At 67.8% G+C, this 24815-nt stretch carries 29 protein-coding genes; 17 read left to right on the top strand and 12 right to left on the bottom strand.

Annotated features, from left to right (window positions below):
* The first annotated feature begins 20 nt into the window (after positions 1-20).
* From rpsH to AB0B28_RS12950, 8 genes are all read left to right on the top strand, one after another.
* Positions 21-428: a 30S ribosomal protein S8 gene (rpsH, locus tag AB0B28_RS12985; RefSeq protein ID WP_360120287.1), complete on the top strand. Its 408-nt coding sequence runs from the start codon at positions 21-23 to the stop codon at positions 426-428.
* A gap of 16 nt (positions 429-444) precedes the next feature.
* Complete coding sequence (gene rplF / locus AB0B28_RS12980) at positions 445-984, top strand: 50S ribosomal protein L6 (RefSeq protein ID WP_360120285.1); 540 nt, start codon at positions 445-447, stop codon at positions 982-984.
* Positions 984-1379 (top strand): 50S ribosomal protein L18, encoded by a 396-nt coding sequence (rplR, locus tag AB0B28_RS12975; protein WP_360120283.1) that lies wholly within the window; start codon positions 984-986, stop codon positions 1377-1379. Before rplF ends, rplR begins: the two co-directional genes overlap by 1 nt.
* 182 nt (positions 1380-1561) lie before the next feature.
* Positions 1562-3358, top strand: coding sequence for a glycoside hydrolase family 3 N-terminal domain-containing protein (locus AB0B28_RS12970; protein WP_360120281.1), 1797 nt, complete (start codon positions 1562-1564; stop codon positions 3356-3358).
* Positions 3359-3502: 144 nt separating this feature from the next.
* Positions 3503-4291: a lysozyme gene (locus AB0B28_RS12965; protein WP_360120279.1), complete on the top strand. Its 789-nt coding sequence runs from the start codon at positions 3503-3505 to the stop codon at positions 4289-4291.
* A 50-nt stretch (positions 4292-4341) separates the two neighbouring features.
* The gene (locus AB0B28_RS12960) at positions 4342-5001 is read left to right on the top strand and encodes a peptidoglycan recognition family protein (RefSeq protein ID WP_360120277.1); all 660 of its coding nucleotides are present in this window, start codon (positions 4342-4344) and stop codon (positions 4999-5001) included.
* Between the two features lie 138 nt (positions 5002-5139).
* Positions 5140-5379, top strand: a complete 240-nt coding sequence (locus AB0B28_RS12955) for an AbrB/MazE/SpoVT family DNA-binding domain-containing protein (protein WP_360120275.1) — start codon at positions 5140-5142, stop codon at positions 5377-5379.
* A gap of 13 nt (positions 5380-5392) precedes the next feature.
* Entirely contained in the window at positions 5393-5788 is a 396-nt protein-coding gene (locus AB0B28_RS12950) for a type II toxin-antitoxin system VapC family toxin (RefSeq protein WP_360120273.1), read from the top strand.
* 7 nt (positions 5789-5795) lie between these two features.
* Here the strand turns inward: AB0B28_RS12950 and AB0B28_RS12945 are convergent, their stop codons facing one another.
* On the bottom strand, positions 5796-6677 hold the full coding sequence (locus AB0B28_RS12945) for a MurR/RpiR family transcriptional regulator (RefSeq protein ID WP_360120271.1): 882 nt from the start codon (positions 6675-6677) through the stop codon (positions 5796-5798).
* 102 nt (positions 6678-6779) lie between these two features.
* On the opposite strand from AB0B28_RS12945, the gene murQ reads away from it, so the two are divergent.
* Positions 6780-7706 (top strand): N-acetylmuramic acid 6-phosphate etherase, encoded by a 927-nt coding sequence (gene murQ, locus AB0B28_RS12940; protein WP_360120269.1) that lies wholly within the window; start codon positions 6780-6782, stop codon positions 7704-7706.
* A 14-nt stretch (positions 7707-7720) separates the two neighbouring features.
* Here the strand turns inward: murQ and AB0B28_RS12935 are convergent, their stop codons facing one another.
* Positions 7721-8437: a DUF3450 family protein gene (locus tag AB0B28_RS12935; protein WP_360120267.1), complete on the bottom strand. Its 717-nt coding sequence runs from the start codon at positions 8435-8437 to the stop codon at positions 7721-7723.
* Positions 8438-8502: 65 nt separating this feature from the next.
* A complete protein-coding gene (locus AB0B28_RS12930; RefSeq protein ID WP_360120265.1) occupies positions 8503-9456 on the bottom strand; it encodes a BadF/BadG/BcrA/BcrD ATPase family protein in 954 nt (317 codons plus the stop codon).
* Between the two features lie 134 nt (positions 9457-9590).
* Between AB0B28_RS12930 and AB0B28_RS12925 the strand changes: the two genes are divergently transcribed.
* From AB0B28_RS12925 to AB0B28_RS12910, 4 genes are read left to right on the top strand one after another with little or no spacing between them, the layout of a single operon-like run.
* Positions 9591-10523, top strand: coding sequence for a MurR/RpiR family transcriptional regulator (locus AB0B28_RS12925; RefSeq protein WP_360120263.1), 933 nt, complete (start codon positions 9591-9593; stop codon positions 10521-10523).
* Between the two features lie 56 nt (positions 10524-10579).
* Positions 10580-11986, top strand: coding sequence for an N-acetylglucosamine/diacetylchitobiose ABC transporter substrate-binding protein (gene ngcE, locus AB0B28_RS12920; protein WP_360120261.1), 1407 nt, complete (start codon positions 10580-10582; stop codon positions 11984-11986).
* Between the two features lie 32 nt (positions 11987-12018).
* Positions 12019-12942: a sugar ABC transporter permease gene (locus AB0B28_RS12915; protein ID WP_360120259.1), complete on the top strand. Its 924-nt coding sequence runs from the start codon at positions 12019-12021 to the stop codon at positions 12940-12942.
* 8 nt (positions 12943-12950) lie between these two features.
* The gene (locus AB0B28_RS12910) at positions 12951-13859 is read left to right on the top strand and encodes a carbohydrate ABC transporter permease (protein WP_360120257.1); all 909 of its coding nucleotides are present in this window, start codon (positions 12951-12953) and stop codon (positions 13857-13859) included.
* 2 nt (positions 13860-13861) lie between these two features.
* On the opposite strand, the gene AB0B28_RS12905 is transcribed toward AB0B28_RS12910, so the two are convergent.
* Positions 13862-15277, bottom strand: coding sequence for an ATP-binding protein (locus AB0B28_RS12905; RefSeq protein ID WP_360120255.1), 1416 nt, complete (start codon positions 15275-15277; stop codon positions 13862-13864).
* A gap of 137 nt (positions 15278-15414) precedes the next feature.
* Between AB0B28_RS12905 and AB0B28_RS12900 the strand changes: the two genes are divergently transcribed.
* Positions 15415-16176 (top strand): GNAT family N-acetyltransferase, encoded by a 762-nt coding sequence (locus AB0B28_RS12900; protein WP_360120376.1) that lies wholly within the window; start codon positions 15415-15417, stop codon positions 16174-16176.
* A 481-nt stretch (positions 16177-16657) separates the two neighbouring features.
* On the opposite strand, the gene AB0B28_RS12895 is transcribed toward AB0B28_RS12900, so the two are convergent.
* Both AB0B28_RS12895 and AB0B28_RS12890 read right to left on the bottom strand, forming a co-directional pair.
* Positions 16658-18142 carry a DUF222 domain-containing protein gene (locus tag AB0B28_RS12895; RefSeq protein ID WP_360120253.1) on the bottom strand — a complete coding sequence of 495 codons (1485 nt, stop codon included), beginning with the start codon at positions 18140-18142 and terminating at the stop codon, positions 16658-16660.
* A gap of 395 nt (positions 18143-18537) precedes the next feature.
* On the bottom strand, positions 18538-18903 hold the full coding sequence (locus AB0B28_RS12890) for a VOC family protein (RefSeq protein WP_360120251.1): 366 nt from the start codon (positions 18901-18903) through the stop codon (positions 18538-18540).
* Positions 18904-18984: 81 nt separating this feature from the next.
* On the opposite strand from AB0B28_RS12890, the gene AB0B28_RS12885 reads away from it, so the two are divergent.
* Positions 18985-19923 (top strand): WYL domain-containing protein, encoded by a 939-nt coding sequence (locus AB0B28_RS12885; protein WP_360120249.1) that lies wholly within the window; start codon positions 18985-18987, stop codon positions 19921-19923.
* A gap of 202 nt (positions 19924-20125) precedes the next feature.
* Here AB0B28_RS12885 and AB0B28_RS12880 read toward each other — a convergent pair whose 3' ends face one another.
* From AB0B28_RS12880 to AB0B28_RS12855, 6 genes are all read right to left on the bottom strand, one after another.
* The gene (locus tag AB0B28_RS12880) at positions 20126-21025 is read right to left on the bottom strand and encodes an aminoglycoside phosphotransferase family protein (protein ID WP_360120247.1); all 900 of its coding nucleotides are present in this window, start codon (positions 21023-21025) and stop codon (positions 20126-20128) included.
* Between the two features lie 51 nt (positions 21026-21076).
* Positions 21077-21637, bottom strand: coding sequence for a DUF4291 domain-containing protein (locus tag AB0B28_RS12875; protein WP_360120245.1), 561 nt, complete (start codon positions 21635-21637; stop codon positions 21077-21079).
* 93 nt (positions 21638-21730) lie between these two features.
* Complete coding sequence (locus AB0B28_RS12870) at positions 21731-22024, bottom strand: hypothetical protein (RefSeq protein ID WP_360120243.1); 294 nt, start codon at positions 22022-22024, stop codon at positions 21731-21733.
* Positions 22021-22299: a hypothetical protein gene (locus AB0B28_RS12865; RefSeq protein ID WP_360120241.1), complete on the bottom strand. Its 279-nt coding sequence runs from the start codon at positions 22297-22299 to the stop codon at positions 22021-22023. Before AB0B28_RS12865 ends, AB0B28_RS12870 begins: the two co-directional genes overlap by 4 nt.
* Complete coding sequence (locus AB0B28_RS12860; protein ID WP_360120239.1) at positions 22296-22547, bottom strand: hypothetical protein; 252 nt, start codon at positions 22545-22547, stop codon at positions 22296-22298. The genes AB0B28_RS12865 and AB0B28_RS12860 overlap by 4 nt, the downstream gene beginning before the upstream one ends.
* A 172-nt stretch (positions 22548-22719) precedes the next feature.
* Positions 22720-23388, bottom strand: coding sequence for a hypothetical protein (locus AB0B28_RS12855; RefSeq protein ID WP_360120237.1), 669 nt, complete (start codon positions 23386-23388; stop codon positions 22720-22722).
* A gap of 168 nt (positions 23389-23556) precedes the next feature.
* Between AB0B28_RS12855 and AB0B28_RS12850 the strand changes: the two genes are divergently transcribed.
* Positions 23557-24051 carry a hypothetical protein gene (locus tag AB0B28_RS12850; RefSeq protein WP_360120235.1) on the top strand — a complete coding sequence of 165 codons (495 nt, stop codon included), beginning with the start codon at positions 23557-23559 and terminating at the stop codon, positions 24049-24051.
* A 202-nt stretch (positions 24052-24253) separates the two neighbouring features.
* Positions 24254-24712, top strand: a complete 459-nt coding sequence (locus AB0B28_RS12845; protein ID WP_360120233.1) for a GNAT family N-acetyltransferase — start codon at positions 24254-24256, stop codon at positions 24710-24712.
* Positions 24713-24815: the final 103 nt, after the last annotated feature.

Genomic DNA, 24815 nt, shown 5'->3' with positions numbered 1-24815 from the left:
GAGAAAGGTACACAACGCAAATGACAATGACCGACCCGATCGCAGACATGCTCACTCGTCTGCGCAACGCCAACCAGGCATACCACGACCAGCTGTCGATGCCGCACTCCAAGATGAAGGCCTCCATCGCGGCGGTCCTCAAGCAGGAGGGCTACATCGCCGACTGGAAGTCGGTGGAGCCTGAAGAGGGCAAAGTCGGCAAGACCCTGGTCATCGACCTGAAGTTCGGCGAGCGCCGCGAGCGGTCCCTGGCGGGCCTGCGCCGCGTCTCGAAGCCGGGCCTGCGGGTCTACGCCAAGTCCACTGAGCTGCCGCGCGTTCTCGGCGGCCTGGGTGTGGCCATCGTGTCCACGTCCCAGGGCCTGCTGACCGACCGTCAGGCTCGCAAGCGCGGCGTGGGCGGCGAAGTCATCGCCTACGTCTGGTAGCAGGAGGGTATTAAGCATGTCCCGCATTGGGAAGCAGCCGATTCTGGTGCCCTCCGGCGTCGACGTCAAGGTCGATGGCGCGACGGTGACCGTCAAGGGCCCCAAGGGCCAGCTCAGCCGTGAGCTGCCCGAGCCGATCGGCATCGAGAAGAACGAGGACGGGTCGTATTCGCTGACCCGCCCGAACGACGAGCGCAAGTCCCGGGCCCTGCACGGCCTGGCTCGCAGCCTCGTCAACAACATGGTCGTCGGCGTCTCGGAGGGCTACAAGAAGTCCCTCGAGATCAACGGCACCGGCTACCGGGCGCAGGCCAAGGGCAAGGGCGTGGAGATGAGCCTCGGCTTCTCCCACACCATCCAGGTCGACGCTCCGGAGGGCATCTCGTTCACGGTCGAGCGCCCGACCCTGCTGCACGTCGAGGGCATCGACAAGCAGCTGGTCGGCCAGGTCGCGTCGAACATCCGCCGTCTGCGTCCGCCGGAGCCCTACAAGGGCAAGGGCGTCAAGTACGTCGACGAGCGCATCCGCCGCAAGGCCGGGAAGGCAGGTAAGTAATGGCGAGCAAACTGGAGCAGCGCCGCCCGTCCGGGACGGCCTCCGAGCGCCGCCGGATCGGCAAGAACCGGCGCCACTTCCGTGGTCGCAAGAAGATCAACGGCACGACGGCCCAGCCGCGTCTGGCGGTCTTCCGGTCCTCGAAGCACATCGTGGCCCAGGTCATCGACGACGTGAACGGCCACACGCTGGCCGCCGCGTCGACGGTGGAGCCCGGTCTGCGCGCCTTCGAGGGCGACAAGACCGCCAAGGCCAAGGAGGTCGGCAAGCTGGTCGCCGAGCGCGCCAAGGCCGCCGGCGTCGAGGCCGTGGTCTTCGACCGCGGCGGTGTCAAGTACCACGGCCGCGTCGCGGCCCTGGCCGACGCCGCCCGTGAGAACGGTCTGAAGTTCTGAGCTTTTCCGGCTGAAGCCGGAGAGGTGAGAACGGTTCGAAGCCGGGGAGGAGCACCGCTCCTCCCCGGCTTTCGTCGTGTCCGCGCGAGGACTGAGGACCCCGATTGCGGCTTTCGAGTGATTCGCGCCGTTCTCCCGGGGGCCGCTCGACGGCCCGTGCGGGCGTGGGCGAGTATGGGACGGTGCCTTCGCCGAAGCTCTCCCGCAAGTCTGTGCTCGCCGCCTCCGTCACGGGCGCGTTCGCAGTGGTCGGGGGCGGTGCGGTGATCGCCGAGGCCACGTCCCGCGACGAGGAGCCGCGCGAGGACGACCGGGAGACGATCCCCGACCAGGACCCGGACTTCAAGTACGCGAGTGAGACGCTCGCGGCGATGTCGCTGCACGACAAGGTCGGGCAGCTGTTCATGGTCTACGTCAGCGGTGCTTCCGCCGACGAGTCGGCCGAGTCGAACCGGACCCGGCTCGGCTCGGACACGGCCGCCGAGTTCATCGCCGCGAACCGTCCCGGCGGCGTCATCTACTTCGACTGGGCCAACGGCCTGGACGATCCGGCGCAGGTCGCCGCGCTCTCGAACGGCCTCCAGGAGGCCGCGGCCTCTGGCGGCGGGGTCCCGCTGCTCATCGCCGCCGACCAGGAGTACGGCACGGTGGTGCGCATCGGCGAGCCCGCGACGCAGTTCCCCGGCTCGATGGCCCTCGGCGCGACCGGTGACACGGACGCCGCTGCGAACGCCGCCCAGGTCGCGGGCACCGAGCTGCGGGCGATGGGCCTGAACCAGAACTTCGCTCCCGACGCGGACGTCAACGTGGACCCGGCGAATCCGGTGATCGGCGTGCGCGCCTTCGGTTCCGACTCCGAGCTGGTCGCCGGTTTCACGGCAGCGCAGGTCACCGGCTACCAGGCAGGTGGTGTCGCGGTCTCGGCGAAGCACTTCCCCGGGCACGGGGACACCGGGACCGACAGCCATGTGGGCCTGCCGGTGATCACGCATACGGTCCAGGAGTGGGAGTCGATCGACGCCCCGCCGTTCCGGGCCGCGATCGAGGCCGGCACCGATCTGGTGATGACCGGGCATCTCCAGTTCCCGGCCCTGGACGATTCGCTGGCCCCGGCCACGCTCTCGGCCCCGATCCTGACCGGCCTGTTGCGGGACGAACTCGGGTTCACCGGCGTGGTGATCACCGATTCGCTGGAGATGGAAGGGGTCCGCACCGAGTTCGGCGACGACCACGTGCCGGTGCTGGCCCTCCTCGCCGGAGCGGACATGCTGCTCATGCCCCCGGATTTCACGCTCGCGCGCGACGCGGTGCTCGCCGCGGTCGAGGCGGGGGAGTTGACCGAGGACCGCGTCGACGAGTCGGTGCGCCGCATCCTGCTGCTGAAGTACCGGCGCGGCATCGTCGCCGACCCCTCGACCGATCCGGCCGGGGTGGACACCGTGGGCGCCGAGGCGCACCGCGAGCTCGCCGCCGACATCGCCTCGCGCTCGATCACGTTGCTGGCCAACGACGGCACGCTGCCGTTCGCGGGCGGTTCGATCCTGGTGACCGGCTGGGGCGAGAACACGACCGCGCGCCTGGCCGAGGCCTTCGGAAGCGGCGCGACCGTCCACACCAGCGGCGACGCCCCGGACGAGGCCGCGATCGGTGCCGCCGTGGCAGCCGCCGACGGCAAGGACCTCGTCGTGGTCGCCACGCACGACGTGACCGCGGATGCTCCGCAAGTCGATCTGGTGGCCGCGCTCGTCGCGACCGGCGTCCCGGTGGTCACCGCGGCGGTCGGCACGCCCTACGACGCGGCGTATCTCGGCCCGGTCAACGCGAGTCTCGCGTCCTATTCGTACTCCGCGGTCTCCCTTGCCGCCCTTGCCAAAGCGATCGCCGGAGAACTCGGTCCGACCGGGAAGCTCCCCGTCGACGTCCTGGACGCATCGGGCGCGGTCGCCTATCCGCTCGGCCACGGCCTCGACTTCTCCTAGCGGTGCGCGTTCACCGCGCCGTCCTCGAAAGTTATTTTCACAGGCTTGACTCAATCTGGAGTTTGTCTCCATACTGGGGCTCAGGTGCCATAACCGGCACCTCCCCCCGAAATGGCAGATCTCCTGACAAGCAGGGAGTCTTGTGTGAATCGCTTCGCAACCCTCCGAAGGCCACTCCGCAACCCGTCCCGGCGCGCCATCCGCGCCGCCATCGTCCTCTTCCTCTCCGCACTGCTCACCGCGACCGGCCTGGTCGTGGCGAGCCCTGCCCAGGCGCAGACCCGCGTCCCGGGCATCGACATCTCGCACTGGCAGGGCTCGATCAACTGGACCTCGGTCCGCAACTCGGGCGTCCAATGGGCCTACATCAAGGCCACTGAGGGCACCACCTACAAGGACCCGCAGTTCAACACCAACTACGTGGCCGCCTACAACGCGGGCGTGATCCGCGGGGCCTACCACTTCGCCCGCCCGAACAGCTCCAGCGGTTCGGCGCAGGCGACCTACTTCGCCTCCAACGGCGGCGCCTGGTCGGCCGACAACCTGACCCTGCCCGGCGCGCTCGACCTGGAGGCCCCGCCCTCGGGCGCGGCCTGCTACGGCCTGAGCACCACGGCGATGCGCAACTGGATCACGGACTTCTACAACACGTACAAGGCCCGTACCGGTCGCGACATGGTCATCTACACGACCGCGTCGTGGTGGAACACGTGCACCGGCTCGTGGACCGGCATGGCCTCCAAGAGCCCCCTGTGGATCGCCCACTGGGGAGTCTCGGCGCCGACGCTGCCGGCGGGCTGGAGTTCCACGACCTGGACGTTCTGGCAGTACACCGCCACCGGGTCGGTCCCAGGGATCGGCGGCAACGTCGACCGCGACCACTTCAACGGCTCGCGCGACCGATTGCTGGCGCTCGCGAACAACACCCCATAGAACCAGCGGCGGGGGCCCACCGGGCCCCCGCCGCCTCATCGGAGGCAGGCATGGAACATCGACGCATCCGACGCCGCGTCCTCTTCGGGACCGGCGCGGCCGGGCTCCTCGGGGCCGCCGGAGTCACGGCGCTCGGCGCGGGCGCGAGCGCAGCCGCGGTCGAACCCGACATCGACGGGGTCGCCCAGTGGGGCGCGCGGCCGCCGAGCGGCACCAACCCGGTGATCAACGGCAGCCCGAACAAGCTCATCGTGCACCACACGGTCTCGGCGAACACGTCGGACTTCTCGCGCGCGCAGGCGCACGCCCACGCGAAGTGGGTGCAGAACCTGCACATGGACGGGAACGGCTGGCGCGACTCGGGCTACAACTTCGTGGTCAGCCGCGGCGGCTGGATCACCGAGGGCACCACCGGAAGCCTCGCGGCGCTGATGAACGGCGGCCGCTTCATCATGGGCATCCACACCTCGAACCAGAACGGCCAGGCCCTCGGCATCTCCAACGAGGGCTCCTACCACGACGGCGCGATCCCGCCCGCCGCCCAGTGGGAGACCCTGGTGACGTTGTGCGCGTTCGCGTGCGAGCAGTACGGGATCCCCTCCCAGGAGATCTACGGGCACATGGATTTCAACTCGACCCTATGCCCGGGCATCTTCCACGAGCGCCTCCCGCAACTGCGCGACGAGGTCGAAGCGGCCCGCGAACGCTGAGGACGGCAGCATTCCCGGGGTCGAGGCGGCGCGGCCGTCCCGGCCCCGGTCTGTGTCGAAGGGTGCGCGCGACACGCCAGCGGCGTTAGAATGTCACCACTACCACCGAGTACTACATACCCTGGGGAGGTGACAACTATGGGAATGCTCATGAACGGCAAGGGCCAGGTCACCGTACCGGCCGACATCCGTGCCGCAGAAGGCTGGCGCCCCGGCGACGAGTTCGAGTTCACGCGAGAGGACGGAAAGATCGTCCTCCGGCCGATTCCTCAGGAGGAGACCCGCGGCGAGCGCTTCGCCAGGGGCCTTCGCGGCAAGGGCACCGCGAACATGGACAAGACCACCGACGAGCTCATGGAAATGCTGCGCGGTGAATGATCCTGTGTGGACGATGGTCGACAGCAACATCTGGCTCGACCTCTTCGGCGACGACCAGAAATGGGCCGATTGGTCGGAGGAGGCGCTCGCGCGATCCTTCGAAGAGGGCTTGATCTGCATCAACCCGATCATCTACGCGGAGGTGTCGGTGCGCTTCGACGCGGTCGAGCCGCTCGAAGCGCTGATGCCCGATCGCATGGTGACGCGACAGGACCTCCCGTACGAGGCGGCTTTTCTGGCGGGCAAGGCGTTCGCGATGTACAGGAAGCGCGGCGGCACCAAGCGCTCGCCGATACCCGATTTCTATATCGGTGCGCATGCGATGGTGGCGGGTCATCGTCTGCTCACAAGAGACACCGCTCGGTACAAGACCTACTTTCCGAGACTTGAGGTCATAGGGCCGGACTGACCCCGGCTCAGGCCCGCTGCCGCCCCGACACCGCCGCCGCTGTCGCCGCCAGGGCCTTCGCGGACTTGCGGCGCTGCCGGGCGGCGACCCCTACGAACAGGCAGTCGACGACCATCAACTGGGCGATCCGGCTGACCGTCGCGCCGGACCGGAATGTGGTCTCCCGCGCGGCGGTGGTGAGCACCAGGTCGGCGGCCTGCGCGAGCGGCGAGCGGGCGTGGTTGGTGATCGCCACGGTCACCGCTTCGCGGTCGCGGGCCGATTCCAGGAACTCCACGGTCTCGGTGGTCGCCCCCGAGTGGGAGATCGCCACGGCCACGTCTTTGGGTCCGGCGAGTGCGGTGGCGACCAGCGCCGAGTGGACGTCGGGCCAGGAGAACGCGACGCAGCCGATGCGGTGGAGTTTCTTGACCAGGTCGGCGGCCACGATCCCGGAGGCCTCGACGCCGAACACGTCGATGCGGGTCGCGCCCGCCAGGGCCGCTACGGCCGCTTCGCATGCGGTCGTGTCGAGGGCTTCGGCGGTGTCGGTGATCGCGCCGACGTCGGCGTAGCTGACGGTGGCGATGATGCGCGACATGTCGGCGCCCGTGGGGATGTCGCCGCCGGCGATCTCGCGGTCGGGGCCCTCGCCGGTGCCGATGACGGCTTGGGCGGCCCGCATGCGCAGCTCGCGGTGGCCGGCGAGTCCGAGGGAGCGGCAGAACCGGACGACGGTGGCCTCGGAGGTGCCCGCGGCGCGCGCGAGCTCGGTGATCGTGCGGGTCGAGGCGGCCTCGGGTTCGCGGATGATCTCTTGGGCGACCTTGGTCTCGGCCTTGGACAAGGAGGGCAGGACCGATTTGATGAGCACCAGGAGGTTGGGCGTGTCGGTGCGGCTGGCTGGCATGACGTCACGGTACACCCACTGCCGGTTCGCGACGGTACGGCGCGATTCTTCACCCTTGGGAAGGTTGATGAAATTTTACTTCACTGCGCTAGGCTCGCAACTGTGAGTGAGTCGACCGAGCGCCTAGAGGCGCGTGCCCTTCTGGCAACGCTGGCAACTGAACAGGCAGATCCGAAGTACGCGGACATCGAGGGCCTGACGACCCTGGAACTGGCCCGCACGATGAACGAGGCGGACGCGAGCGTCCCGGCCGCGGTCGCGAAGGTCCTCCCGGACATCGCCGCGGCCGTCGACGCGGTCGCCGACCGGCTCGCCAAGGGCGGACGGCTGCGATACGTCGGGGCCGGGACCGCCGGGCGGATGGCGGTGATGGACGCGGCCGAGTGCCCTCCCACGTTCTCCACCGATCCCGAACTGGTGAAGGCGATCCTGGCCGGCGGCAGCGCCGCGGCGGCCGGTGCGGTCGAGGGCACCGAGGACGACGACGCGGCCGGCGCCGCCGCGATGGCCGCCGAGCACATCGGCCCGGCCGACGCGGTGGTCGGCCTGGCCGCCAGCGGCCGTACCCCGTTCGTGGTGGCCGCCGTCCGCGAGGCCCGCCGTCGCGGCGCCCTGACCGTGGGCCTGTCGTGCAACACCGACACGCTGCTCTCGGACGCGGCCGAGCACCGGATCGAGGTCGCGGTGGGCCCGGAGGTCCTGGCCGGTTCGACGCGGCTCAAGTCGGGCACGGCGCAGAAGTTCGTGCTCAACATGATCTCCACGATCAGCATGGTGCGCCTGGGGAAGGTCTACCACAACTACATGGTGGACATGAGGGTCGCCAACTCCAAGCTCGCCGCCCGCGCGGTCCGCATGATCCGCGAGATCACCGGAGCCGGCGCCCCCGAAGCCGAAGCGGCCCTGGCCGCCTCCGGCGACCACGTCAAGACCGCAGTGGTCATGCTCGAACTCGGCATAGACGCCCCAGAGGCAAAAGCCCGCCTCAAAAAAGCAGAAGGCCGCCTATCGAAAGCCCTCCAGCCCTGAGCCTCGGGACGAGTTCACTGCTTCACCCAAGAGCCGCAGCCGGAGGTCTCGAAGGCCGCGTCGCCGCTGTGGATCTCGACCGAGACGTTCGCCGACCCGAAGTGGTTGCTGATGATGTCGAAGCCGTCCAAGGAGTTGAGCCTGGCCCAGTAGCAGCCTGAACCGGAACCCTGGGCCTTGTAGACCCCGGGCTGGATCTCGTCGCCGACGACCCAGATGCCGTCGCCGGGGATCGTGTTCGCCTCGATCTCCGCTTCGGTTTGGGTCAGGTCTTCTTCGCGGGCGTCGAGTCCTGCCTCGATGTCGTCGAGCCCGGTCTCGCGGGAGTCCAGGCCCGCTTCGCGCTGGTCCAGTTCGAGCTCGCGCTCGTCGAGCTGGTCGACCTGGGTCTCAAGCTGCTCGTTCTCTCCGTTGAGCTGTTCGTTCTCCCCGCTGAGCCGCTCGATCTCCTCCTCCAATCCGGCAACCTCGTCGCGAAGCGAGTCGGAGGTGTCCCGGAGGGATTCGGAGGTGTCGACGGCCGCTGAGTTTTCGGCCTTCAACGCGTCGAGCTCGGTCTGGATCGGCCTGGTCGCGCTGTACCCGAACAGGAAGCCGAGCATGAGCGACGCCAAGGCGACGGCGCCCGCGATCATGGTGAACCTGCGGTTTCGGGGAGGCCGCTCGGCTCGCGCTTTCGGGGTCCCCTGGTCTGCCGGCACGAGATGGCTGGGGTCGAAGTCCGAAGACATGAATTGAGACTAGCATCACATTCTCGCTAATAGTGAGTATTTCTCAACTCAATGTGATGTTCGGGTCAGCGCCAAGCCAGCTGGCGGTGGAGGCGGGCCTTGGCTGCCGGGTCTTCTACGAAGGCGCTGGCCGCCATCCAGGCGGCGCCGATCGCGGGGTCGGTGGCTTTGCTGATGCCGGCTTTGGGGTAGACGAGGCGGAAGCGCTCTTGGAGGAGGGCGGCGATCGGGGTGGGGCGGGTGAGGAGGCTGCCGGCCATCACGATGGGGAGGTCGCGGTCGACGACGTAGGACACCGATTCGGCGAGGTGGCCCACGGCGCGGGCCACGATCGACTCGGCGACCGGGTCGCCGCCGTCGGCCGCCTCGCAGACCAGGGCCGCGAAGCGGGAGAGCCGGACCGGCGGGTCGGCCATGCATTTGGCGACCAGCGCGCCCGAGCGGCGGTGGTCGGGGGCGATCGCGGCGATGATCGCCTCGACCAGGCGTCCGCCGGGGCCGTTGCCGTCGATGTGGCGCAGCGTGGCCCGCACGGCTTCGCGGCCGAGCCAGAACCCCGAGCCCGAGTCGCCGAAGAGCCAGCCGTAGCCGTCCGAGCGCAGCGCCGGGGTGCGGTCGCGGATCGCGAACGCCACCGCGCCGGTCCCCGAGACCACGACGGTGCCGTCGGGGGCCGCCGAGCCCGCCGCGAACGCGATCACCGCGTCGGAGACCACTTCGACCTCGCAATCGGTCGCGAAGCGGCGCTTGAGGTCGGCGGAGACCTCCCGGACCTCCTCGGTGAGCGAGAGCGCCCCGGCCGTGCCGACGCAGACCGCGCCGACCTCGGTGGGCGCGATGCCGCCGAGGGCCCGCTGGAACGCCAGCGCCATGTTCGACAGCGCGATCTCACGGTCGCCGCCGACCGGGTTGGCCGGTCCCGAGGCACCGGTGCCGAGCAGTGCGCCGGTCTCGTCGATGAGGACGGCGCGGCTGCTGGTCCCGCCGGCGTCGAGGCCGACGGCGAGTCTTGCGTGCATGGGGTTCCCCGCTTCTTGCGCTAGCAGCAGTATCCGCCTTGGGTGCAAATCAGTAAAAATAATTCTCATGATCTTGACATGAGTGTGGCATAGGTAATAGTTTTTCTTCCATCCACCTCCCGAAGGGGACGCCCATGGACCACATCAGGACCGATGTGCCCTCCGCTCCCGCCGAGGTCAGCGTCCTTGAACGGATCCGACACGGCGCGGGCGACCTGTCAGAAGCCATGTCCAAAGTGGCCGACCAAGTGCTGGTCGACCCCGAAGCGGCCGCGCGAGCGACCATCATGGACCTCGCCGAACTCTCCGGCACCTCACCGGGAACCATCACCCGATTCTGCCGTCACCTCGGATACGACGGGTACGCGGCCCTCCGCGTCGCGATCGCCACCGAGACCGGCCGCGCCTCGGCCCGCACCGAGACGGGCTGGAACGTCAACATCGGCCAGGAGATCGCCCCCGGCGACCCCCTCGACCAAGTCCTCAAGCAGCTCATCACCGTCGACGCCGCCCGGCTCCGCGACACCGTCGACACGCTCGACCTCGTCGCCGTCGAGCAGGTCGTCAACCGCATCTGCGAGGCCCGCCGCGTCGACGTCTACGGCGTCGGCTCCAGCGCCACCGTGGCCCGCGAGCTCCAGATGGGCTTCTACCGCACCGGCGTGGCCGCCTGGGTCTGGACCGAAGTCCACGACGCCCTCGCCAGCGCCGCCCTCCTCGGCGAACACGACGTGGCCCTCGCCGTCTCGCACTCGGGCACCACGACTGAGACCATCGAGATGCTCAGCGAGGCCGGCAGCCGCGGCGCGATGACCGTCGCGCTCACCGCCTGCCCCGAGGCCACGCTCGCCGACGTCGCCGACGTCTGCCTGTTCTCCGCGGCCAGGCGCACCAGCTACCGCGCCGACCTCCTCGCGTCCCGGTACTCCGCGCTGCTGGTGGCCGACCTGATCCACATCGCCGTCGCCCAACGACGGTTCCCCGAAGCCTCGCAGGCCCTAGAGTCCAGGGCTCGAGCAGTCGTCGGCCACCGGCCGACCCCGAATCTCCGGAACGGAGCGAGCTGACCCTCCTACCGTCCACATCGGTTACGCCCAACCTGTATCCCCTTGAAGGAGCGACCATGTCCAACACACCAGCCGACCGGCAGGCGATCTTCACCCGCCGCAACCTGTTCGGGGCCACGGCCGCCGGCATCGCGGCGACCTCGCTGGGGGCCTGCGCCACCAGCGGCGGCGACGACGAGCAGAAGGAGGTGACCGTCGGCGACGACGCGGAGAACCCCTTCGGCGTCGACCCGAAGGCCCCCCTCGACGTCGTCATCTTCGACGGCGGCTTCGGCAACGAGTACGCCGTCGCCCACCAGGCCCTCTACAACGAGGCCTTCCCCGACGCCGAGATCGAGTTCCTCGCCACGCAGGCGATCGCCGAGACCCAGCAGCCGCGCTTCGCCGAAGGCAAGCCCGCCGACGTCATCGACAACTCCGGCGCGCAGCAGATCCCGATGGACGCGCTGGTCAGCGACGGTGAGCTCGCCGAGCTCACCCCGCTGCTGGACGCGCCGTCCTACGACGATCCCGCACTCACCGTCCGCGAGACGCTGCGCGACGGCGTGCTCGAAGCGGGCACGTTCAACGGCAAGGTCTACTCGCTGAACTACGTGTTCAACGCCTGGACGATCTGGTACGACTCGAAGTTGTTCAGCGACAACGGCTGGACGCCTCCGACGACCTGGGCCGAGATGATGGCCCTGTGTCCCACCATCAAGGCCGCCGGGATCGCGCCGTGGACGTACGCCGGGCAGCACCCGGTCTACCTCTACGACATGTTCCTGATGCTCGCGGGCCGCCACGGCGGCGTGCAGGTCCTCAAGGACATCGACAACCTGGTGGCCGACGCGTGGCGCCACCCGTCCGTGGTGGCCGCGGCCGAGGCGCTCCACAGCATCGGCGACGGGGGCTTCCTCCTCGACGGCAGCGCCGGCATCGACCACATCCAGTCGCAGACGGCGTTCAACGAGAACAAGGCCGCGTTCCTGCCGTGCGGTTCGTGGCTGCCCAACGAGCAGAAGGCGATCGCCCCCGAGGGCTTCGCCTACGCGCCCATGGGCGTCCCCTACCTCGACGGCAGCGTCCAGCCGGGCCTGATCAGCGCGGGCGGCGACGAGCCGTTCGTGATCCCCAAGAACGCCGCCAACCTGCCCGGTGCCTACGAGTACCTGCGGATCATGCTCTCCCAGGAGGGCTCGCAGATCTTCGGCGACACCGTCCAGGCCGCGACCGTCGTCAAGGGCGTCGAGCTCGACAACGAGGCCGCCCGGATGACCGACGCGCTGGTCTCGAACCCCGACGACATGTTCCAGCCGAAGCTTCGGTACTGGTACACCACGATGGACACCGAGCTGCGCCCCGCGCTGGGCCAGCTCATCAACGCCGAGACCTCGGCCGCGGACTTCATCGACCGCATGCAGGGCGTCGCCGACGAGACCGCCGCCGACGACTCCATCGAGAAGTTCACCCACGACGAGTAGCCGCTCCGGCGAGTGAGAGGAGGGCCTGGGTCGTGAGACACGGCAGGTACCCGTTCATCCTGAGTTTCCTGGCATTGCCGGTGGGGCTCTATGCCTGGTTGGTGATTCTGCCGTTCGCCCAGGCCTTCCAGATCTCCCTGACCGACTGGTCGGGGTCGAGCAATTCCTTCAACTACATCGGGTTCGACAACTACGTGAACCTGTTCAAGGACGACCGGTTCGTGCTGCCCGCGCTGCGCAACACCGGCATCATCCTCGTGGTCCTGCCGCTGGTCACGATCGCGCTCGGCCTGTTCTTCGCGTTCATGCTCAACCTCGGCGGCAAGATGCGCCGGGGCCGCATCGAGGGCGTGCGCGGGGCCCGGTTCCACAAGATCGTGTTCTTCTTCCCGCAGGTGCTGTCGGTCGCGATCGTCGGCATCCTGTGGAAGCAGGTCTACGCCCCCGAGAACTTCGGCGGCCTGATCACCGGCGCCCTCGGTGCGGTGGGCCTGCCGGCCCCTGTCAACGGGTTCCTCGCCGACAAGCGGTTCGTCCTCGCCGCGGTCATCGGGGTCCTGGTGTGGAGCGCCGTCGGGTTCTACCTCGTGTACTTCTCCTCGGCGATCGCCTCGATCCCGCGCGACCTCTACGAGGCGGCGATCATCGACGGGGCCGGGCGCATCCCGATGTTCTTCAAGATCACCCTGCCGCTCTTGTGGGACTCGGTCCAGACCGCGTGGATCTACCTGTCGATCATCGCCCTAGACGTGTTCGTGCTGATCTACCTCATGACACCCGAACAGGGCGGCCCAGACGGGGCGAGCGAAGTCGTCGGCGGCGTCATCTGGAAGTACGCGTTCAAGCACGGCGAGCAGGCCTTCGCGTCGGCGATCGGGGTGGTCCTGTTCTTCGCCGCGCTGAGTCTCGCGGTCATCTCGCTGCGCGTGGGCCGCCGCGAGCGGATCGAGTTCTGAGGAGCGACATGGCAATCGAGACCCCAACTCCCGCCCCCGCCGAGGCCTCCGAGAAGTCCCAGGCCCGCGCGGCCAAGCGCCTGCGCTCCGAAGGCGGCGTGCTCAACCTGTTCTCGCAGGGATTCCTGTGGCTCTGGGCGCTCCTGGTGATCATCCCGGTCGTGTGGATCGTGATGACCTCGTTCAAGACCAGCCGCGAGATCGCCTCGGACCCGCTGGCGCTTCCCGAGGCCATGCACTGGGCCAACTACGTCAACGCCTGGACCAACGGGAACATCGGCAGCTTCTTCCTCAACACCGTGCAGGTCATGGCCTTCAGCGTCACCGGCACGATGCTGCTGGGCGCCATGGCCGCGTACGTTCTGGCCCGCTACGAGTTCCCCGGCAGCCGCCTTCTGTACTTCGGTTTCGCCGCGGGCATGATGTTCCCGGTGTTCCTGGCGTTGTTCCCGCTGTTCAAGACCCTCAGCAACGTGTCGCTCCTGAACACCAAGACCGGGCTGATCCTCGTCTACATCGCCTACTCGCTGCCGTTCACGGTGTTCTTCCTGACCGCGTTCTTCCGAACGCTCCCGTCAGGGGTCGCCGAGGCCGCGATCGTGGACGGCGCCGGGCACTACCGGCTGTTCTTCCAGGTGATGCTCCCGATGGCCAAGCCCGGCCTCATCGCGATCACGATCTTCAACATCCTCGGCCAATGGAACCAGTTCCTCCTGCCGCTGGTGCTGATGAACCGCAATCCCCAGGACGCGGTCATCTCCCAAGGCCTCGCCAACCTCGCGATGCGCCAAGGCTACGAAGGAGACGCCGGCGCGCTGTTCGCCGGGACCGTCCTCGCCATGATCCCGATCTTCGTCGCCTACGTGATCTTCCAACGCCAGATCCAGGCCGGCCTGACCGCGGGCGCCATCAAGTAGCCCTACCGCCAGGCCTCGACCAGGTCCTCCGCGCAGTACACCGCGCTCCACGGGCCCAGTTCGCTCCGCGCCCTGGAGACGCCGACCAACGGTGTCTCCAGGGTCGCCCCCGGCACCCTCGCCGCCACGGCCGCCAGCGCCGTGAAGTCCTTCCGCGCGATCGGCGCGGTCTCGTGCCACTTCACCGACCCGAGGTACCCGATCCGCTTGGCGATCGGCCCCCGGTCGGCCCCTACGAGGTCGATCTCCACGTCGTTCGTCCTCGTCCAGAACCCCCCGACCTCCACCGCCTTGTCCGGGTCGGTCCAGTCCGCGTCCGGCACCAGCCGCGCCAGCGACTCGCGCACCAGCGGTTCCACCGCCCTGCCCCGCCACGCCGACCAGCTCCCCATGATCCGCCGCACCGCCCGATCCCCGCGCCCCCGCTGGACGACTCCCAGCAGCGGCTGGACCAGGTACAGCCAGAACCTGAGGTACTCGTCGGTGAGCCGGTACCTCGTCTCCTTCGACGGTTTCACCGACAGCGGCACCTCCGCGGCGATCGCGCCCTTCTCCGCGAGCTTGTCCAGCGCCCTCGACAGCGTCATCCTGCTGATGTCGAGGTCGCCCAGTATGGAGCTGAACGTCCGCTCGCCCGACGCGATCGCCGAGAGCACCTGCGGCGCATGCGTGTCCGGCGGGAACTCGCCGCTCATCGCCAGTTCACCGGAGGTCACGAACGGGTCGGCCGGGTCGGCCAGTGAGCGTTCCAGGAACCGCTCCAGGCCTTCGCCTCTCGGCCACTGGACGCACAGTCTCGGCATGCCTCCGGTGACCAGCCTCGCGTCGATCGCCTGCGCGGGGGAGAGGCCGGTCATGTCCTGCACGTCGGCCACGGTCAGCGGTTCGATGAGCACCGGGTTTCCGCGCTGGTAGAACGGCCTTTCGTAGGTGTCGAGGGCCTCCATGATCGAGAGGTCGGACCCGACTAGGAGGAGCAGTACGGGTTTGCGCGACATGATCCGGTCCCACACCGTCTGGAGGCTGCCTTCGAACCCTTCGACGTTCTGGGTGAGGTACGGCAGCTCATCGAGCACGACCACGCTCGGACGATCGGTCGGCAGCAACTGCGCCAGCATCCTCAGCGCGTTGTCCCACGAGGTCGGCTCGTTCCCGAACACCTCGGCTTCCGGCAGGTCCGACGCCAGCACCGCTTGCGTGAAGTTCTCGAGTTCCTGCACCGTCGAGAGGTTCGAAGCGGTGAAGAACACCGACGGCGCGTCCAGCCCCCGCACGAACTCCTCTATGAGCCTTGACTTTCCGACTCGCCTTCTGCCTCGCACGATGAGACACTGCCCTGGCTGGCCGCCCCCGCTTTCGGTGGCCTCGTACCAGCGGCGCAGTTGGGCCAGTTCGCGTTTGCGGCCGAAGAATTCCATGTGTCGCACCTCGGTGGGAGAAGGGTATAGGTTCTGGTACTCACAAGATTGGTACTGTTCTCCTAGAGAGTATCAGTGAGTATACTCTTCTCGCTATGAACGATTATCTCCCCGGCGAAGCCGATCTGGCGGACCGGATGGAACGGAACCTGGCCGAACACGCCTGTCACCTGCACCGAGACATGTCCGGTGCGACCGTCGCAGAACCCGGTGACCTCCTGGTCGCGGACAGCGGTCTAGACGACGACACGTTCAACATCGTCGCCGCGGCCCGCTTCACCCCGGACGAGGCCCCGGCCCGCATCGCCGAAACCGTCACGACGCTCGCTGCCACCGGCCGCAGGTTCTCCTGGTGGGTGGGGCCCGCCTCGACACCGGCAGACCTCACCGCCCGCCTGACTGCCGCCGGTCTGCCTGCGTCTGAACGCGAGACGGCGATGTGGGCCGAACTGGACGACACCCTGTCCTCGCCCGCCGTCCCCGGTCTGGAGATCCGGACCGTGACCACCCCCGAGCAACTCGCCGACTACGCCACGGTCCTCGCCGCGAACTGGAATCCACCCGCCGAAACCGTCCGCGACTTCTTCGCCCGGGCCGCTTCCCGTGCGCTGGCCGCGACCTGTCCGGCCCGGTACCTGGTGGGCTATGTGGAGGATCGCCCGGTCTGCTCGGCCGAGGTGTTCGGCCACGCGGGGGTCGCCGGCATCTACAACATCTCCACCCTGACCGCCCACCGCCGCCGCGGCTACGGCGGCGCCATCACCCTCGCCGCCCTCCACTCGGCCCGCGAACGAGACCACCACATCGCAGTCCTCCAAGCCTCGGCCGACGGCGAACCTGTATACCGCCGCCTCGGATTCCGCGCCTGCAGCGAATTCGTCGAACATGCCATTCGATGACTGAATCGCCACAACTTCACGGGATCGACGGGTTCGGCGACATCACCTGGCACCTGCGCCGGTACAAGTCCAGGTGGCGTCGTGGAAGGCACCGGGTTTGGTCCCGGTTTCAGGGTCGGGGGTGGTTGTTGTTCAGGCGGCGGCGACAACGGGGTGTTGGGCCGGGCGGGGCTGGTTCTGCGGCTTTGCGGTTGGGGGATGGTTGCGGTTAGTGCGGCGGCGACAACGGGGTGAGTGGATGGGTGGGGTGGGAGTTGCGGCTGTCCGGTGGGGATTGGGCCCGGGTTTTTTGGCGGCGACAACGAGGTGTGAGGCCGGGCCGGGCGGGATCTGTGGCTTTCCGGTCTGGTTGGGTGCGGGTCTTTTTGGCGGCGACAACGAGGTGTGGGGCCTGGCGGGGCGGGGTTTGCGGCTTCCCTGCCCGGGTTGGGCCCGGGCCTGGGGGGTGGGTTGGTTTTGGGCATGCCGGTGCCCCAGGCTGTTAGGCCTGTTGTTTGGTGGTGGGGGTGGCGAAGCGTTCCCTGCATCGCGCCTTCGCTTTCTTGAGAGCAGCGTGTGCTCGTTCCCTTGAGACCGCTTCGGCTCTGGCGTCCAGGTCCGGTTTCATGGTCTGGGGCCATTCGGTTCGGTAGAGGCCGGTGGGGAACACATCCCAATCCGAGTCTTGGTTCTCCGCGTCCATGTCGGCGTCGGTGCGCCAGTCTTCGCAGCCACATCCGGTCGCGCCTTCGAAGGCAGCGGTGCCGGTCGTGTCGTGGTCGTGGTGAGTGATGAGTGCTTGGCCGGGGCCGGTTTTCTCGACTGTCCAGCCTTGGGTGTGGATGCGGCCGTGATGGAAGCGGCACAACAGGATGAGGTTGTCGGCGGTGGTGTCGCCGCCGTCGGCCCAGTGTTGGATGTGGTGGGCTTCGGTCCAGGCGATCGGCCGGTGACAGCCGTACCAAGCGCAACCCTGGGGTTGCTCGAGTTCGAGCTTCCTGCGGAGGGCGGTGTTGGGGAGGCGGGCGGCGCGGCCGAGTTCGATGGCTTCACCGGTGGCGTAGTTGAATACTGAGGGGATGATCCCGGCTTCGCAGGCGAGGCGGCGGGCCTGAGCGACCGAGACCGGGCGGCCTTCCAAGGTCGGGATCCGGTCAGTGTCCTTGCCCTGCAACGTCTCAATATCGACAGCCAAGTCAAGGGTCGCGGTGTGGCCGTGGCGCTTCACTGCTTCGGGGCTGGTGCCGTATCCGGCCAAGAGCTGGTGGAGGGCTTCGGCATCCCGGTTCGCCTTCGCCGGGAGCACACCTTCACTGTCCTGCTCTTCTTGGCGCGGGGGCGGGCACGCGGTCTTCAAATACTTGTCGAGCAACCGGCCCGTCTCATCGGCGAGCTCTCCCGACAGGGACCACATGCCGTTGCCGGTCTCGACCAACTCGATCCATTGGAGCGACTGCTCCCCAAGGGTTTCGAGCAGCTCGGTTTCCTCGGCCAAGTGTGCGGCAAGTTCATCGAGATGCCGCTGGAGGTCCTTGAACGGGGCATGGGCGCAGTACTCAGCGATCAATGCCTCGGGCGTCTCGCAGGAAACCGACTGATCGAAGGGGGAGACGACCGGGACACGGAAGGGGGTGCGGGCGAACAAGCGCATCGCCGGAGTCCGGTCCAACTGGCGGACGGCGAACGCCACTTGATCAATCCGAGCCGCCCCAGCAGTCGCAGCACCAGACAGGACCTGGAACTTGCGGGAGAGCCGGGCGATCGCAGCGATGTCAGCGGCAGTGCGGGTATGGAAGTCGAACTTCGCACACAACCAATCCCGCAGCCCCGAATACCCGTCGACATCACGGTGGATCTTCCACGCCTGCGCCTCAATCACCGCCGCGAGCACACGGGCATGGAAATCATTGATCGCAGTCGCGGCGTCATCGAGGAGCGTGTGGATGGCAGTGGACTTCTCCGTGCGGGTCACAGTGTCGGTTGCCATCGGAAACACCTCCTCAAACAATGCGGCTGATTTCGCTTCTTTGTACTGGTTCAATGATAGAACCACCCAAGCACACTGTCATCACCCACAAGGGGAAAGACTACTCATATTCCCAGGTCACAGCCCCCACAAGCCGCGCCACCAACCCAACCCCGCCACGCAAACCAACCCCGGCTCCCGCTCACCCTTTTGTCGCCGCCGCACTAACCCCGACCCAAACGAACCCGGCCACGAAAACCGGCCCCAGGCCGCCGCCCGCCTCGTTGTCGCCGCCAAGAAACCCGGGCCCACCCGCCGCGGAAAGCTGAGCACCAGCCAGAACCGGCCACGCACCCCGTTGTCGCCGCCGCTCTAACCCAGGCCCGAGCGGGCCCGGGGGTGGCGTATGGCCGGGGTCAGTCGAGTGGTGCGACGCGGATGAGGTTGCCGTCGGGGTCGGCGGCTACGAATGTGCGGCCGAAGCCGTCGTCGTGTGGGGCGGTGACGATCGTGACGCCCTTGGTTTTCCACTCTTCGTGGAGCGTGTCGACTTCGTTCGAGTCGCGGCTGACCGCGATGCACAGTTCGCTGGTGCGCACCGGGTTTGCGGTGAAGTCCACGCCTGAGCGGCTCCATAGCGAGAAGCCGATGCCGCCGCCGAGGTCGAATGAGATGTATGCCGGGGTTTCGAAGACTGGTTCGAGGTCGAACAGGTCGCCGTAGAAGCGGGCCGAGGCCTGGGCGTCGGCGACGTAGACGATGAAGAGATTCGGTGCGGGCATGGTGCCCTCCTTTCCGTTGGGAGTGCCACCGTAGCCGTCAAATACGACAGGATGTGTCAGGTTCTCTGGGAGAATCGCGACATGACTCCTGAGCGGTTCTTCTCCCTGCTCCTGGCCCTGCAATCGCGGCCGGACACCACGGTCGCCGCGCTCGCGGCCCAGACCGGCGTGTCCGATCGGACGGTGATGCGGGACCTGCGCTGGCTCCAGGACGCGGGCTTCCCGGTCGTGGCGCGCCGAGGCCGCTACGGCGGCGTCTCGATGCTCCCCGGTGGCGCCCTCGACACCAGCCGCCTGTCCCCGCGCGAGCGCGAGCACCTGGCGCTCACCGGGCTCGACCCGGACCAGCGGCGGCGCTTGGGCGTCGAGGAGGTCAGCGGCCGTGCACTGCGCAAGCTGACCGGGACGCGTCCCGCCGACGACCTGCTGCCGGTGGGCGACCTCGTCATCAGCGACAACCGGCCCTGGTTCGGACCCGAGCCCGCGGGAGTCTCCCCCGCGGCGCTCATCGGCGACCTGCGCCGCGGGGTCCGGCTCAAGGTCCGATACGAGCGCGAGGGCCAGGCGGCCGTGTGGCGGACGGTGGACCCGTACGGGCTCTTGGCGAAAGGCGGACGCTGGTACCTGGTGGCTGACGAGGAGGGCCGGCCACGGCTGCTCAATCTCCAGCGGGTCGTCCGGTGGGAGCCGCTGCGCACCAACAGGAGACTGCGCCCCGGCACCGACCTCGCCGCGGTCGCCGCCGAGCTGACCTCGGGATGGGAGACCGCCGGGGACCTCGAAGTGCGCCTTCGCATCCAGGAGTACCAGGTGGAGCGGGCACGGCGCATTCTCGGGTCGCGCTTGACGATCGGCGAGCCGGAGGCGGACGGATGGCGGCACGCGGTGCTGCGATGCCGCGTCCTCGAGGACGTGCGCCACGTTCTGGCGTTCGCCGACACGGCCACCGTCACCGACCCGCCAGAGGCGGTCGCACGCATGAAGGAACTCGCCCGGCAGCTCGTCGAGCACTACGCGTGAGCGGCCGACCCGCTCACCTTTCGGTCGCCGCCGCCGAACCCCGGCCCGAACGAGCCCGGCCACGAGGATCACCCCTGGGTTTCGGCTGGCTCGTTGTCGCCGCCGCTTGAACCTCGGCTTCATTGATGCGGAGTGGTGGAATCAGGCTGTTACGGGGTCATGGTGTGGCCGGGTGTGAAGCCGAGTCCGAGGACTCGGCTTTCTAGCGGAACTTCTGGTCGGCCAGCGCGCGGTCAAGGGCGGCCTCGCCTACTCGTTTCCAGGTTGGCATGCCCCAGGATTCGCCTCGTTCTCCCGCGAGGCCGATCGCGATGAAGGCGACGCTGCGCATCACGGCCCAGCCGCGGGCGCGGTGGATCATCGCCTCGTCGGCGTTTCCGTAGGCCTCGATGCATTCCGTCAGGGCCGCTTGGGGAAGCAGCATCCAGGCGGAGGCGAGGTCCGTGGCGGGGTCTCCTGCGCAGAGCTCGCCGAAATCGAGGACGCCCGCGAGTGTTCCCTCGGCCACGACGATGTTCGACGGGTGCAGATCAGCGTGGATCCATGATGGAGCGGCGGGCCACGGCGGTGCCGTGACGGCCTGCTCCCAGACCTCGCGGGCCCTCGCGGCGGCGTCCGGGGCGGTGACCACCTGGAGGCATCTCGTGAAGTAATCGGCGAACTCGACCAGCGGTACGCTGCGGCCCCGGTTGAACGGCGCATCCTTCGGGGCCTCGCGGTGAAGCGCACGCATGAACGCGGCCAGGGACGCGGCCGCGGCCGGCCCGTTCGTGATCGGGCGCTGGTCTCCCGGCTCGCCTTCGATCCAGGTGGTCACGATCCACGGCCGGTCGAACCGGTCGGAAGGAGCGCCCAGGTGGACCGGCACTGGGACGGGTATGGGCAGGTGCGGTGCGAGTTCGGGTACCCAGCGGTGCTCCTGTTCCACGAGCCTCGCGGCGCGGTCCGTTCGCGGCAGCCTGACGGCGAGATCCTCGCCCAATCGCCAGATCCGGTTGTTCCCGCCGCCGGGCACCGCCATGAGGTCCCGGTCGGCCAGTTCGGGCTGCTGCGCCCGCAGCAGCGATCGAACCAGTTCCTCGTCGATCACCAAGTCGCCCATCCGAAATGCCCCAATCGCCAGGTAGTTTCGAGCGTACCGCCGTGGCTGGAGCTAGGGGTACGGGCGTTCTGTGGGGAGTAGGTCCCGAGCTGTGGCGGTGTCGCCCTTGTTGAGGTGGGCTGCGATCTGGTGGGCCAGTGGGGTGATGTCGGTGATCGCGGTGATCCATTCGTCCACGTAGCGGTGGACGGCTTCGCCTGAAAGTCCTATTTGGATCGCTCGGTAGTCGAGGCGGTTGAGCTGGAGGTCGCGTTCGGGGTCCCACTGGACGCGGACCGGTGACGCGGCGAGGCGGGCCTTCCAGGCTTCATGGGTCTCGTCGGCGGCGGGTGTGCTGCCGCACGAGTTGTCCAGGGCCCAGGCGAAGCCGTTGCGAGAGACGGCGATGGCGAGCACGCGCGTCTGGCCGGGCTTGGTGGCCCAGCCAGAGCGGTACATCATCCACAGGAACGAGGGCTTGATCCAGGTCATCCGCTCGCGTTTGAACGGCGAGACGAACGTCTGCGCGGCGAGGGCCGGTTCGGCGATGTGCGGATCGTAGGCCTGATAGACGGTGATCGTCTCGGCGTCGTAGACCGCCCGAACCTGTCGGGCGGGGAGGGGTTCGTTCATGGCTCGGATCATGGCAGAAAAGCGACCTTTCGGCGACGGGTTAACGCGCCCCCACGGCCTTGAGAGCCTCGGGGACGCGGACGGGAATGCGGTTCAGCCTTCGCAGGTGCGGAACATGCGCTCCTTGGTGCGCCAGTGGTTGATGGCGCAGTCGAGGATGGCTCGGGTGCGGGCCGGGTCGTCTTGGCCGAGCCAGCCGTGGCCTTGGGAGCCGGGGACGAGGCGGGGGAGGCCGTCGAGGTGGGTGACGCGGCCGAGGAGGACGTTGTTCTCGGTGAAGGTGATGCGGAGGGACGGGTGTTGCCAGACCCATGCGAAGTCGAGGGTGAAGCCGTCGATGTCGGCGGTGCCGATGAGCGGGTAGTGGTTGATGAATTGCAGGCTCATCCTTCGACCTCCGCTTCGTGGCGGGCGGCGTGGTGCCAGATCGCGGTTGCTTTGTCTTTCGCGTTGCGGCGCAAGGTGACGGACCATTCGGCGCGGTAGAGGTGGAGGCGGGCGAAGGGGGAGCCGATGCGGTTGATGTAGCCGAGGTCGACGGGTGGGTCGGGGTCGATGCGGCGCAGGCGCACGGAGGTCGTGGAGCCTCCGGCGATCTGGTAGACCTCGATGCGGCGGTGCTGGAGCGTGAAGCGACCCAACACGATGCGTTCGGGGTTCATGCCGCACCGCCCCAGGAGAAGCCGACGAGGGTGGTGAGCACGTCGCGCAACGAGTCGGAGTTGATGCGCGAGGCCAGCAGCTTGATCGCCGAGCGGCGCTGCGGGCAGCCATGGGCGCCCCACTTGTGGTGGCACCACTCGCATCGCAGGCGACCGAAGCCGAGCCAGGTGCGGTAGGGCTTGTGGAGTTCGAGGTCGATTTTGACCGAGGCCGGGACCGGGTCATGGCGTACGCTGAACGAGACCACGAGAGGTCTCCTCTCTGGTAAGGGGCGGGCTGCCAGAGATCTGCCAAGGCCTGAGGCAGCCCGCCGCGTTTGTATTCAGTTGTCGCTCAAACCGCGTGATACACGCGTGCTGAAACCATTACACGCCCCCACCCAAACGCCAAGCACCGACACGCCAGCGCGCATCAACCGTCTAGACGATGTCCAAGCCGGTCGGCCGCCGCACTGCCGAAGGAGCTGGGGTGTTGCGGGGCCATTGCCTGCCTGAGTATTCGGTGGCTGCGGCTCGGAATGCTTCCATCAGGGCGGATCCCGGATAGGTGCCGAACTCCGGGTAGTCCCCGCGGTAGTAGCACGTCCAGTAGCTCACCACTCGCCGTTCTGTGCGTGCGAAGAACATCGGGTTGTGCGCGATGAACTCTCCGTACAGGCTGCGTCGGGCCGAGCCCGCGACCGCAAGGTCGTCGAGTCCCTCCCGGATCACCTCAAGGATCTCCAGCACGTACTCGCCGGTCAACCGCATCACGAACGGAACTATCCACGGCTGCATCGACTCCAGAATCGTTTCGAGGTGCCGCTGTCGGACGTGTCCGTCGCTTTGCCTGGTGTACAGGCAATGCAGCATCTCCTGCTGGGTTCGGTTCAAGCGCCGCACTGAAGCGGCGTCCGGTTCTTCGTTGTAGAGGCGTGCGGGAAGAGCGACGATCTCGCCTCGCACCTCGGCCTCGAAGTGCCTCGTCGGGGGAAACCGTGTTTCGGGCAGGACCGCCAGAACCTTTCCGGCGTCTTCGGAAAGATGAGCTGGGAAGGCGCCCGCCACGGTATGAGCGAGGGTCGAGCGATCCTGCGGCAGCTGCACCATTTGAGAGTAGGCGTTGAGCTCCTAGCCTCCTCAGTCGCCTGCAAGAGCAGCGACAGTATGCCCCAGCTCGACGCGCCAACAGCGGCCGCACAACGAAGCATGGCTGTAGGGCTAGCACTACAGCCATGCTTCGTTGCGTGGGAAAGCGTTTCGGCGCAGGATGAGCAGGTGGCCGATCTGCGATGGGATGATGTGAGGGGCTTCTTCGACCCTGATCTGATGGGGGCGTTGCCTGATGTGCTGGTGCCTGGCGCCTCCGTTGAGGATTGGCAGGCGGTCCTCGACTTGGTCGCAGAGCGCAGGTGGCAGCACGAGTATTCCGAAGGGACCTCGGTGCTGCCGCTACCGTCAGCGCGAGCGGTATTGTCTCGCCCTGCCGACGCTGAATCCGCTCAGCTGAGCGTCTGGCTCACTGCTGAAGTTCTGGCGATCTTCCGCTTTTACTCGGCTGACGCTGTCGACTTTGATGTCAACCTGCGGGAGTTGCAGGGGCAGGAGCGACTTGACTTGTTCTGTGAGTTCCTCACTGGTATTGGTCGACGGCTGGGCAAGCCGGTATTGATGGACGCTGAAGGCGGCGACTGCGCTCATCCTGTGCTCGGCTATGTGGTTGAGCTTGATCGAGTGGTGCCTCTGGTGGAACCGTTTGCCCGGTGGCCGTGAGCGAAATGCATCCTGAGCTCATCGCCACTGTCGCGGCGGTGAAGGTGAGGAAGGCGTGGGCGGGCATGGCCATGGTGATGTGCTGTCGTCTTGGAAGTTGATGTTGTGGCACAGGAGTCTGTCGTGTGGGTTCGCGGTCGGCTTTGTGAAGTGGCCCGCTGCGTGGTTGCGTGTCTTGGGGCAGGTCTTTAGGTTGGGGGGCATGAATGATGCACTCCGGATTGCGACCATCACGCCCGATAACGTCGACCTGGCCTGTCAGATCAAGGTCAAGCCTGAGCAGGAGGATTTCGTGGCTCCGGTCGCGGTGTCGCTGGCCGAGGCTTACGCGTCCCCGCAGGCGGCGTGGCCGCGTCTGGTGTACGTCGGTGACGAACCGGCGGCGTTCGTGATGGGCGGGTTCGACCCGGATGCCGCGATCGAGTTCTTCCGCTGCGGCATCTGGCGGCTCAACGTCAGTGCTCGGCATCAGCGGGGCGGCCTCGGTCGTTTCGCGGTCGAGGCCGTGCTCGACGAGGCGCGGCGGCGCGGCTCGAAACGGGCCACGGTGATGTGGAAGACCGGCGCGGCCGGCCCCGAGGGCTTCTACCGCAGGATGGGATTCGAGCTGACCGGTCAGGAATTCGCCGGGCAAGTGGTCGGAGCCATCGACCTGAACTAATCGAAACCCCCAGACTGCCGGGGCACATACGATCTCGCCCGCGCTCCAGGCATGATCAGTGCGGCGGACGAGACCATGGTGTCCTTATCGTTGACGGCACCCT

Source organism: Glycomyces sp. NPDC046736 (assembly GCF_040645615.1).
Taxonomy (GTDB): domain Bacteria; phylum Actinomycetota; class Actinomycetes; order Mycobacteriales; family Micromonosporaceae; genus Glycomyces.
Note: the sequence above shows the minus strand (reverse complement) of the source record. Positions and strands in the feature narration are given on the sequence as shown.